Origin of the sequence: Pseudofrankia asymbiotica (genome assembly GCF_001983105.1) — a bacterium.
GTDB classification, from domain to species: domain Bacteria; phylum Actinomycetota; class Actinomycetes; order Frankiales; family Frankiaceae; genus Pseudofrankia; species Pseudofrankia asymbiotica.
Map to the genome: position 1 here is coordinate 172,193 of NZ_MOMC01000024.1, position 11,732 is coordinate 183,924.

Below are 11,732 nucleotides of genomic sequence, written 5' to 3' on the forward strand. Positions count from 1 at the left end.
CGACTCGGCTGAGCGCGTGGTCGCCGGAATGCTGAAGGTACCGCCGCTCGCCGACGAGCTCGGGCGGATCTTCGCGGCGCACGGGCACGCGCTGCACCTCGTCGGCGGCACCGTCCGCGACGCCCTGCTCGGCCGCCTGACCGGGATCGGCGGAACCGGTGGCGCCCCGGACCTGGACTTCACCACCGACGCGCGGCCCGAGCGGGTCCTGGAGATGACCCGGGGCTGGGCGGAGGCCACCTGGGAGGCAGGGATCGCCTTCGGCACCGTGGGCCTCGCCCGTCGCGGCGCCCGCCTCGAGGTGACCACCTACCGCGCCGAGAACTACGACCGCGACTCGCGCAACCCGACCGTCTCCTACGGCGACAGCCTCGAGGGCGACCTGGTCCGGCGCGACTTCACCGTCAACGCGATGGCCGTGTCGGTCCCCGACCACCAGTTCGTCGACCTGTTCGGCGGCATGGCCGACCTTTCTCGTGCCGTGCTGCGCACCCCCGGTCCGCCCGAGGTCTCGCTCGACGACGACCCGCTGCGGATCCTGCGGGCGATCCGGTTCGAGGCGCAGCTCGGCCTGGCCCCCACCCCCGAGCTGGTCGACGCGATGACGGCGCGCGCCGAGCGGCTGAAGATCGTCTCGGCGGAGCGGATCCGGGACGAGCTGCGCAAGCTGATCATCTCCGCCGACCCGGTCGCGGGCCTGCGACGGCTGGTCGACGTCGGCGCCGCCGCCGCCACGCTGCCCGAGCTGCCGGGACTGCGAATGGAGATCGACGAGCATCACCAGCACAAGGACGTCTACGCGCACACCATGACCGTGCTGCGCCAGGCGATGGACCTGGAGGACGACGGCCCGGACGAGGTGCTGCGCTGGGCCGCGCTGCTGCATGACATCGGTAAGCCGCGTACGCGCCGGCACGCGACCGGCGGCGGTGTCTCGTTCCATCACCACGAGGTGGTCGGCCGGGACATGACCCGCAAGCGGCTGGTCGCGCTGCGTTTCCCCAAGGACGTCGCCGACGCGATCACGCTGCTGGTGTTCCTGCACCTTCGTTTCCACGGCTACGGCACGGGCGAGTGGACCGACTCGGCGGTCCGCCGGTACGTGCACGACGCGGGGCCGCAGCTGCGCCGGCTGCACAAGCTGGTGCGCTCGGACTGCACGACCCGTAACAAGCGCAAGGCGGCGATGCTCGCCCGCCACTACGACTCGCTGGAGGAGCGGATCGCGGCGCTGGCCGCCCAGGAGGAGATCTCCGCGATCCGCCCGGAGCTCTCCGGCGACGACATCATGGAGATCCTGGGCATCCGGCCGTCCCGGCTCGTCGGCGAGGCGCGCCAGCACATGCTCGACTTCCGCTTCGACATGGGCATGGTCGGCCGCGACGCGGCCGTCGCCGAACTGCTGCGCTGGGCTGGCGAACGCGGCCTGCCCATCCCCGGCGAGAGCGGCTGAGTCGCCCTCGACGGCCCCACGTCCCCCGCCGAGAAGTTCACCCGCTGGGAACAGCTGGTTCCGCGGGGGCGGGGGATCTGTCGAGAGCGGTCTCGACGGGCGGCGTGCCGACGGCTCGGATCCGCATGTCGACCGCATGGCGGCGGGCGGCCTGGTAGTAGACGACACCGGCGAGCACATAACCGACGCCGGCGGCGATGATCGTCGGCGACGAGCGGCCGTTCGCCGGGACCACGAGGGCGGCGAGGGCGGCGGCGGCCACGAAGGCGACGTTGARCAGCAGGTCGTAGAGGGAGAACGCGCGGCCGCGGTAGGCGTCCGGGACCTCCTCCTGGACGATCGTGTCGACGCAGATCTTGCTCGCCTGCGCGGAGAAGCCGAGCAGCAGGCCGGCGGCGACGAACAGCGGTGACGAGAAGGGCAGGCCGAGCACGACCTCCACCACGCCGCCGCAGACGAGCACGATCATGATCCAGCGGGCCTTGGGCAGCCGCCGGGTGACTCTCGGGGTGACCACGGCGGCGGTCACCGTTCCGACGCCGCTGGCCGCGACGGTGACGGCGAGTCCGCCGAGGCCGCCGTCGGGCCCGGTGAAGTAGTTGCGGTACAGCAGGATCGTCATGACGAGAACCAGCCCGTAGGCCGCTCGGGAAGCGGTCAGCGCGGCCAGTGCCCGCCGCACGGGCCCGGTGCGCCAGAGCACCCGCGCCCCGTCGCCGAGGTCGAGGGCGACCTGGCGGAACTGTGTCGTGATGCCGGCCCAGCCGATGATCTTCTCCGGTCCGAACATGTGCCGGTGCGCGAGCCGCGCGGCCGTCGTCGCGGCACCGAGGTAGGCGAGGCACGCGAGGCCGGCGACCAGCGCCACCGAGGCGTCGCTGCCGCCGGTGAGGCTGCGCAGCCCGCTTCCGGCGCCCGCGCCGAGCAGCGTCACCACGGTGCCCGAGGTGACCGACAGCGCGTTCGCGCCGATCAGCCGGTCGACGTCGATCACTAGCGGCAGGCCGGCGGAGAGCGCGGCGAGCACGAACCGGTTGACGCTGACGACGGCGAGCGCCGCGACGTAGAAGTCCGCGCCGGTGTGGCCCGCGGCGATGAGCGCGACCAGGATCGCCAGCAGCGCCGCCCTGGTCAGGGAGCACACGACCAGCACCCGTTGGCGGGACACCCGGTCGAGCACTATTCCGGCGAACGGCCCGATGACGCTGAACGGCAGCACCACGATCGCCAGCGAGGCGGCCAACGCCCCCGGAGACGCCGCCCGCTCCGGCGAGAACAGGACGTAGCTCACGAGGCAGGCCTGGAAGATCCCGTCGGCGGTCTGCGACGTCAGCCGGGCGGCGTACAGCGCCCGGAACCCGGGCACACCCAGCAACTCCCGCAGTTTCCCGGCCCACGCCATAGCCCAGCAGCCTAGAAGCCATCCGGGTCGGAAACGTGCGGGAGGTGCTGGTTGGGCACCTGTCCAGGCCCCGGCCCCCGCGGGCCGGCGGGATCCGAGTCCCTGAGGGGGCTGGTTCCACAAGCGTTGTGAACGGATCGGGCGACGGCGCCACCCTGCGTCGTCAGAAGGTCATTATGCGCAGGCCGGCCGTCGTTCTACGTCAGGCAACTGTCACGAAACGTGGCCCACGGGCGGGAACGATGGCCCAACTATGTCACAACGTGTGGTGAGGTTCGCGATGATCCTTCACTATGCGTTATGTTCGGCCTCTCGTCCCCGGTGGGCCGCGGTCACGCTCCAGTGGCGGAGCCCGCGTGACCGTGGACCCTCAGTCGATGTAGCCCGCGGAGGTCCGACCCGATGGCCGACGCACGTCATCGTTCCCGTCATCGCGGCGCGGGTGAGAGCTCCACCCGCCGGGCAAAGATCCTGATCCCGGCGCTCGTGGTGCTGCTGCTGGCGGGCGGAGGCTACCTCGCCGGCACCCGGCTGTTGGGCGGCAAGGGGTCGGACGCCAGCTGCCAGGAGACGATGCTGCTCACGGTGCGTACCGGGTCGAGCCTGACCACGGCGCTGACCCAGGCCGCCACCGGCTACAACGACCAGCACCACCAGGTGCTCGGCAAGTGTGTCCGGGTGAAGGTGGAGACCGTCGACAGCGGTCAGACGGCGAGCGCCATCGCCGCCGGCTGGACGGACGCCGCCTACGGCTCGGCGCCCGACGTCTGGGTGCCCGAGTCGACGGACTGGTTGGCGCTGGCCAGGACTGGCGCCGCCGGCGCCAGGATGCTCGGCTCGGACGGGACCACGGTGGCGAGCTCGCCGGTGGTGCTGGCGATGCCGCGGCCGATGGCCACCGCGCTCGGCTGGCCGGGACGCCAGCTCAGCTGGTCCGACCTGCGGGCGAACGAAGGCTCGGCATCGTTCTGGGCCGATCGCGGGCATCCGGAATGGGGTGCCTTCAAGATCGGAGTTGCCAGTCCGGAGACGTCGTCCGCCGGGCTCGCCGCGGTCCTCAACGTCGTGGCGAGCAACGTCGGCCAGCCGTCGTCCGCGTTGACCGCGGCGCAGTTCGCCGACGACCTGAACACCAAGGGCGCGATCCTCACCTTCGAGCGTGGCACCGACCTGGTCGCGGAGTCGGACACCGACCTGGTCTCCGCCTACATCGGCTGGGGCAAGGACGCACCGACGCACATGTCCGCGCTCGTCCTGCCGGAGAGCCTCGCCTACCAGGTGAACATGGGCACCGGCGCCGTGATCTCCGACGACACGACCGATACGGCCCTGCCGGGCGGGCAGTTCGGGCACGGCCCGGCGGACGTCCCACTCGTCGCCGCCTACCCGACCGACGGCCTCGTCGTCGACGAGGCGACCTACCAGCCGCTGGCGCTGCCCCCGGGCTCCGATCGCGCGGCCGCGGCCCAGGACTTTCTCGCGGACCTCACCGGACCGTCCGGGCAGGCGACGCTGGCCGCGGCCGGCTACCGCTCGCCCGACCGGACCAACTCCAGGCTCACCGAGAAGGCGGGGTTCGTCCCGGCGCTGCGGACCGTGCCACCGAGCGCTCTCGACGGCCAGACGATCGACGGCGCGCGGCGCGCCTTCCTGGGCATTCATCAGCGTGGGAACACGCTGGCCGTCCTCGACACGTCCGGCTCGATGGACCTGGCGGTGCCGGGCAGCGGCGGCAAGACCCGCCTACAGATCGCCATCGCGGCGGCGAACGCGGCGATCCCGCTGTTCGCGAAGGACAGCCGTCTGGGTCTCTGGCAGTTCTCGACGGGGCTCGACGGCGCCAAGCCCTACCGCGAGCTGGTGCCGATCGGGCTGATGAGTGACACGGTGGCCGACGTGCCCCGTGAGCAGGCGCTCCTCACAGCCATCGGCGGGATGAAGGCGAAGGGCAGCACCGGCCTCTACGCGACCGCCCTCGCCGCGTTTCAAGCGCTGTCCGCGCAGTACGAGCCGGAGAAGCCCAACCAGGTCGTGCTGCTGACGGACGGGCAGAACGAGGACAAGTCCAGCACGCTGACCCTCACCCAACTGATCCAGACTCTGAAGAGTGAGTACGACCCGAAGAGGCCCGTCCACATCATCACGATCGGCTACGGGGCGGACGCGGACCAGAGCGCCCTGCGGCAGATCTCCGAGGCGACCGGGTCCAAGACCTACCCGGCCCAGGATCCCAACTCGATCTTCCAGGTGATGGTCAACGCCCTCACGGACCGCTAGCGCGCCGTCAGCGCCTGTCTGTGCCCGTCAGCTTCCGTCCGGCGCGGCGCGACGGGCGGAGCGCCGGACCGGTGGGTCGCCGGTGCCGATGGTGTACGTCGTCACAAGGTGGTTCCAGCCACACGAGACGCACACCTCGACGACGTAGATCTGCAGGTCGCTGAACCGGGCCGCCAGCTCCGGGAGGTCACTCGAGGCCCAGGCCCGCCCGGCGGTGGAACCGAGCTCGTCGCCGTAGCTGTACGTGACATGTACGAGCGGGTCGCTGGGCTTTGGGTGCTGAGGGTCGCCGGCGTGGCAGACCGGGCAGCTCTTGCTGGTCGGCTCGCCGTGGTGCCGGGCGGCCCGCAGCAGGTACGGGTTGGCGTCACAGACCTCGTGCTGGGAGACCCGGCCGGCGTGCAGGTCGGTCAGCGTCGCCCGGCGGACGAGCGCGTAATCGATGACCGACCGCGGTCCCATGCAGTCACGGTACCCCCGGACCCCCGCCGCTCCGCCAGAGTCGAAATGCGCGCTTGTCGTCACGTTCGGCGCGGGTGGGGCCTGGCGGGCGGACCGCGGCTGCCCGACCTGGCCGCCCGGCCGGCCACCGGATCGCGACACCCGTGTGCCTCTGGCCGGACGCCAACCAGACATCCCCTGTTGCCATGGTCGTCCCGACTCGTCTATGGTCGATGTATCGCCTCGATATGTTCGGACGACATGTTGAGCCGACATGTCGGAGCGACAGGGTGGGCCGAGAGGCCGACCAGATGTCGGGGCGAGAGATCGAGCAGGGTGTCCGAGCCGCTCAGGGCGGGACGGACGGTGGCGGTGACGCGGAGGGAGGGCGGCGCGGTGTTGGAGCTCGCGGTGCTCGGGATCCTCGCTGAGAGCCCGATGCATGGCTATGAGCTGCGCAAGCGGCTCGCGGCCGTGCTCGGCGCGTTCCACCGCTTCAGCTACGGCTCGCTGTACCCCGGCCTGCGCAAGCTGCAGGCCGAGGGCTACGTGACCTCCGACGACGCGGGCGCGGCGAGCCGGATCGGCGGGCGCAGCCGGGTCGTCTACACCCTCACCGCCGAGGGCAAGGAGCGGCTCACGGAGCTGCTCGGCGAGGGCGGGCCGTCCTCCTGGGAAGACGAGATGTTCGGCGTCCGCTTCGCCTTCTTCGGCAAGACGGACGCCGCGGTGCGGCTGCGCATCCTCGAGGGCCGGCGCAACCGGCTCGAGGAGCGGCGCGAGAAGGTCCGCTCCGCGCTCGCCCGCACCCGGGAGCGGTTCGACACCTACACGCTTGAGCTCCAGCGCCACGGGCTGGAGTCCGTCGAGCGTGAGGTTCGCTGGCTCACCGAGCTGATCGAGACCGAACGCGCCCAGGCGCAGCCGGGGACGACCGACCTGGACCTGCCAGGGCTGGGGCACTCCGCCCAGCCGTCGGCGCCCCGGCCGTCCGTTCCGCCGGTGACGCCACCCACCACAACGTCCCAGGACCCCGACGGTGAGGTCCCAGGGGCCCGGTGAGTCTCGCCCACTACGGGCGCGGCGCATCCGGTCCTGCACACACATTCCCGAGTAGTCAGAAGGAGCAAACCGTCATGGGTTCGGTACGTGTCGCCATCGTCGGTGTGGGCAACTGCGCCGCGTCTCTCGTCCAGGGGGTCGAGTTCTACCGCGGCGCCGACCCGTCCGACCAGGTGCCCGGGCTCATGCACGTGCAGCTCGGCGACTACCACGTCTCGGACATCGAGTTCGTCGCCGCGTTCGACATCGACGCGAAGAAGGTCGGCTGTGACCTGGCCGAGGCGATCGTCGCCAGCCAGAACAACACGATCAAGATCGCTGACGTCGCGCCGACCGGCATCACCGTGTCTCGCGGCCACACCTACGACGGCTTCGGCAAGTACTACCGCCAGACCGTCGAGGAGTCCGACGAGCAGCCGGTGGACGTCGTCGAGGTCCTGCGCTCGTCCCGGGCGGACGTGCTGGTCTGCTACCTGCCGGTCGGCTCCGAGGACGCGGCGAAGTTCTACGCCCAGTGCGCCATCGACGCGGGCGTCGGCTTCGTCAACTGCCTGCCGGTCTTCATCGCGGGCGTCCCCGAGTGGGCCGAGAAGTTCCGCGCCGCGGGCGTGCCGATCGTCGGTGACGACATCAAGTCCCAGGTCGGCGCCACCATCACCCACCGGGTGCTCGCCAAGCTGTTCGAGGACCGGGGCGTCATCCTGGACCGCACGATGCAGCTCAACGTCGGCGGCAACATGGACTTCATGAACATGCTCGAGCGCGAGCGGCTGGAGTCCAAGAAGATCTCCAAGACCCAGGCTGTCACCTCCCAGCTCTCGCACGACCTCGGCAAGGACAACGTCCACATCGGCCCGTCGGACTACGTCGCCTGGCTCGACGACCGCAAGTGGGCCTACGTCCGGCTCGAGGGCCGCGCGTTCGGCGACGTGCCGCTGAACCTGGAGTACAAGCTCGAGGTCTGGGACTCTCCGAACAGCGCCGGCGTCGTCATCGACGCGGTCCGCTGCGTGAAGATCGCGCTCGACCGGGGCGTCGGCGGCCCGATCCTGTCGGCGTCGAGCTACTTCATGAAGTCCCCGCCGGAGCAGTACCGCGACAGCGTCGCCAGGGACAAGGTGGAAGCCTTCATCCTCAACGAGGAGTAGCCAGCCGGCCACAGATGTGGCCGCGGCGGCGCACGCCCGACGAGGGCCGGACATCCGGAGGGGGATGCCCGGCCCTCGTCGCGTCTCACCGAGTCCCCGAGGCACCAAATCCCCGAGCCGTTCCCGAGCCATCCCTGAGCCGTGAGCCGGCGGTGCCCCTCAGGGACAACTTCCCGGGGGCCTGCCGCGTCTGCCTGGGAGGTACCCGGCACCGGATACCTGGATCTTCGTTCCAGGCCCGCCGCCTGGACGACACGTGACCAGGCCTGGGACGACAACGCGGTAGAGGCAGGCTGGCGGGACAGGGGGCCCGACGCGGCGGTCGGCCCGGCATGAGATCCTGGGGTGCCATGTACCGAACGCGACCGAATCTCCCACCTTGTCCCGGTCGCGGTGCGGGAAGGACGGGACGGCTTTGAGCCTGCCTAATGATCAGGAACCGGTCCGTCGACGCCCGGCGCCACCAGCGGGAGGCCCCGAGGGCGACGCTGCCGGCGGCCCACGCGGCTATGACGACCGTACTCAGGTTCCACGACCTGACCGGTATGACCGGCGGGGCCTCGACGAGTGGCCGGACAGGCCCGAGCGCGCCGACCGACCGGCCCGGCCCGAGCGGCCGGCCGGCGGCCGCGGGCCACGCCCCGGCCAGACCGGCGGCCCCAGCCCGACCGGCGGAGCCACCGCCACGTCCACCTCTACCGGCCGCCGCCCTGTCGCGGGGCGCGGCGACCGGACCGGGTCGCGCCCCGCGGCCGCCGAGCCGTCGTCGGACCGCCCGGCCTACCACCCGCGCGCCACAGCCAACCGCACGCGCGGCGGGGCCAACGGGTCCGGCGCCGCCCCCACCATGGCCGTCGGCGGCCGGACGCGGGGCGTCTCCGACCGGGGCCGCCGGCCGGCGCACCCCGCCGAGCGGGACGCCCTCTACGACACCGTCGACCAGGCCGCGCTCAGCCGGATCGAGCTGAGCGACCGCGACGAGCAGGCCACCACCTACCGCCGGGTCCCGTCCGACGGCGCCACCCAGGTAGGGCCGCGCCGTTCGGCGGGGCCGGGCAGCCACCGCCGCGCCGACGGCCTGGATGGGCTGGATGGCCCGGATGGCCGAAACGGCACCGGTCCCAGGCGCGCCGCCGCGGCCGAGGGCGCCAAGCCGGGGCGCAAGCTCGGGAACCACGGACCGAAATGGTGGCGGGCGCGGCCGCTGTGGCTGCGCCGGCTGGTGGTGTTCGGCTCCCTGTCCGGCGTGCTGCTGTTCGTCGCGGGGCTCGCGATCATCTACTCGATGACCAAGGTGCCGTTGCCCGACGAGATCAAGATCGGCGGCCAGACCTCGGTCATCTACTACTCCGACGGCCAGCACGAGCTCGCTCGGATCACGGGAAATCAGGACCGCACGACGGTCCCGCTCTCACAGATCTCCRAGGACGCCCAGCACGCGGTGCTCGCCGCCGAGGACCACAACTTCTACAACGAGCCTGGTATCTCGTATCGTGGCATCGCCCGTGCCCTGGTTGCCAACGTGAAGGGCRGCGGCGTCCAGCAGGGTGGCTCGACGATCACCCAGCAGTACATCAAAGTCGCCTTCCTCACGCAGGACCGCACGTTCTCCCGCAAGATGAAGGAGATCGTGATGGCGGTCAAGCTGGACCAGAAGTACTCCAAGGACCAGATCCTCGAGTTCTACCTGAACACGATCTACTTCGGGCGGGAGACGAACGGCATCGAGGCCGCCTCCAAGGCTTACTTCAACAAGCCCGCCAGCCAGCTCACCGCGGCCKAGGGCGCCGTCATCGCGGGCCTTATCCGCTCGCCGAACAACCTGGATCCGGTGAAGAACCCGGTTGCCGCGAAGCGGCGGTGGAACGAGGTCATCAACACGATGATCTCCCAGGGCTGGCTGAAGGAGAAACCCGCCTACCCGACGAACATCCTGCCCAAGAAGAACAACTCCAACACCTCCGACCAGGGCCGGTACATCCAGGACCAGGTCATTCACGAGCTCGGGCAGCACGGCATCTCCGAGGACGAGATCAACACCGGTGGCCTGCAGATCACGACGACGATCGACTACGGTCGACAGACCGCGGCCTTTGAAGCGGTTAACAAGATAATCGGCCCCGTCTATCCGAACCCGCTCAAGGACCTGAAGACCGGCCTGGTAGCGGTCGATCCGAAAACCGGGCGGGTACTCGCCTGGTACGGCGGCTCGCTGTACGGCAAGGATCCGAACACGGGATACGAGTCATACGTCGACACTCTGTCCCTGCCGATTCAKCCTGGCTCGACCTTCAAGACGGTGACCTTGCTGACCGCCCTGAACAAGGGCATCAATCTGAAGTCGATCTATGAGGCGCCGGACAAGGTGACGCTGAAAGGCACCACCTCGGCAGGTGACTACGTCGTCCACAACGACGAGGGTGATCCCAACTACCGGTACACCGATCTTGTCACCGCCACTGCGGCGTCRCTGAACACCGTGTACGTCCCCCTCGGTCAGAACATCGGCGTGTCGAACGTCATCAACATGGCGAAAAGCCTGGGCGTCGCGTCGCCCCTGGGGGAGGAAGCTGGCATTACTCTCGGCCAGGACGACGTGTACCCGACGGRGATGGTGTCGATCTACAGCACACTCGCGAGCGGTGGCGTGCGTACGACGCCGCACATCGTGGACCAGGTTGTGAATGGCCAGGGGCATGTGATCCTCAAGCCGTCATCCGGCGCGCAGACCGTCCTCGACGATCACGTGGTCCGGGACGCGACCTACGCGTTGCAGCAGGTGCTGAAGAAGGGCGGCACCGCCGCCAGCGCGGCGCTGGCCGACGGCCGGCCGTCGGCCGGCAAGACGGGCACCGTGCAGGGCTACCGCACCGCCTGGTTCTGCGGCTACACCCCGCAGATCGCTTCCTGTGTGGATATGTACCGCGGCAGCGGTGACAACTCCACCTCACTGGCGCACGTACCGGGTACCACCGGCAATGCCCCGGGCGTCTACGGTGGCGACTGGCCGGCGAAGATCTGGAAGGCATTCATGGACGGCGCGCTCAAAGGCCAGCCGGTCGAGAACTTCGACCCGCCGGCGTACGCCGGTGAGATCACGAACGCCTCCCCGTCGCCGACCCCGACGCCCGACATGCCGACCATGCCGACCGACAACCCGCCCGGTCTGCCCGGCTTCACCTACGACCCGCTGGACCCGCTCGGYATCAACCGCGGCCGGGGGACCAACAGTGGCACTAGCGGAGGCGGCGGCAACGACGGCGGTGACGACGCGACCGAGACCGCTGCCCCCACACCCAGTCCCACCCCCGACCGAGGGGGCGGAATCCTGCATGTGGGATAGGGGCCGCCGACCAGGTGCGCCGGTGTGCTGACCGGGGAGGAGCCGGCGGTGGCGGCGACGGTAGCCGTGGCGGTGACCAGGGCAAGACCACGCCGCCAACCCCGGCCCCAATGGCCATAGGTTAAGTGATCGTCGTGTCGGTAGGCTTGGTCTGTGGGTCATGACGGGAGTGAGGGGCTGTCGCCGGAGGGCTGGTTGCCGGACCGGGTGACGGTGGGGGTGYTGACGCGGGTCTTCCCGCCGGAGTTGGTGGACCGGGTGCTTGACGAGACCGACACGGCGGAGGTGCGGCGGCGGTTGTTGCCGTCGCGGTTGGTGGTGTACTTCGTGCTGGCGTTGTGGCTGTTCCGGGGCCGGAACTGTGGCTATGTGCAGGTGCTGGTCCGGTTGACGAACGGGCTGCACTTCCAGCGCCGGGCCGCGGTCCTGGCTGCGGGTGGGCCGGAGGCGCCAGGCTGGTCGCTGCCGGCGAGCCCGTCGTTGGGTGAGGCGCGGGCCCGGGTCGGCTCGGACCCTCTGCGGATGCTGTTCGAGCACGCCGCGGGGCCGGTCGGTGTCGCCGGCCAGGGCGGGGTGTTCCTGGGTGGGTACCGGCTGGTCCAGATC

8 protein-coding genes are annotated in these 11,732 nt (G+C 70.5%); 6 read left to right on the plus strand and 2 right to left on the minus strand.

Annotated elements, in window-relative coordinates; genetic code table 11:
- The first annotated feature begins 28 nt into the window (after nt 1-28).
- Nucleotides 29-1,453, plus strand: a complete 1,425-nt coding sequence (locus BL253_RS13395; RefSeq protein WP_241834755.1) for a CCA tRNA nucleotidyltransferase — start codon at nt 29-31, stop codon at nt 1,451-1,453.
- Between the two features lie 37 nt (nt 1,454-1,490).
- Here BL253_RS13395 and BL253_RS13400 read toward each other — a convergent pair whose 3' ends face one another.
- Nucleotides 1,491-2,855, minus strand: coding sequence for an MFS transporter (locus tag BL253_RS13400; protein ID WP_076816821.1), 1,365 nt, complete (start codon nt 2,853-2,855; stop codon nt 1,491-1,493).
- Between the two features lie 402 nt (nt 2,856-3,257).
- Here BL253_RS13400 and BL253_RS13405 point away from each other — a divergent pair, with 402 nt between their 5' ends.
- On the plus strand, nt 3,258-5,132 hold the full coding sequence (locus BL253_RS13405; protein ID WP_076816823.1) for a substrate-binding and VWA domain-containing protein: 1,875 nt from the start codon (nt 3,258-3,260) through the stop codon (nt 5,130-5,132).
- Nucleotides 5,133-5,159: 27 nt separating this feature from the next.
- Here BL253_RS13405 and BL253_RS13410 read toward each other — a convergent pair whose 3' ends face one another.
- A complete protein-coding gene (locus BL253_RS13410) occupies nt 5,160-5,594 on the minus strand; it encodes a DUF5318 family protein (RefSeq protein ID WP_076816825.1) in 435 nt (144 codons plus the stop codon).
- A 375-nt stretch (nt 5,595-5,969) separates the two neighbouring features.
- Here BL253_RS13410 and BL253_RS13415 point away from each other — a divergent pair, with 375 nt between their 5' ends.
- The 4 genes from BL253_RS13415 to BL253_RS13430 form a co-directional block, all read left to right on the plus strand.
- Nucleotides 5,970-6,635 (plus strand): PadR family transcriptional regulator, encoded by a 666-nt coding sequence (locus BL253_RS13415; RefSeq protein ID WP_076816881.1) that lies wholly within the window; start codon nt 5,970-5,972, stop codon nt 6,633-6,635.
- A gap of 74 nt (nt 6,636-6,709) precedes the next feature.
- Nucleotides 6,710-7,783 (plus strand): inositol-3-phosphate synthase, encoded by a 1,074-nt coding sequence (locus BL253_RS13420; RefSeq protein ID WP_076816827.1) that lies wholly within the window; start codon nt 6,710-6,712, stop codon nt 7,781-7,783.
- A gap of 847 nt (nt 7,784-8,630) precedes the next feature.
- Nucleotides 8,631-11,126 (plus strand): transglycosylase domain-containing protein, encoded by a 2,496-nt coding sequence (locus BL253_RS13425; protein ID WP_076816882.1) that lies wholly within the window; start codon nt 8,631-8,633, stop codon nt 11,124-11,126.
- A gap of 207 nt (nt 11,127-11,333) precedes the next feature.
- A partial coding sequence (locus BL253_RS13430) for a transposase domain-containing protein (RefSeq protein WP_206745130.1) occupies nt 11,334-11,732 on the plus strand: 399 nt, incomplete at its 3' end.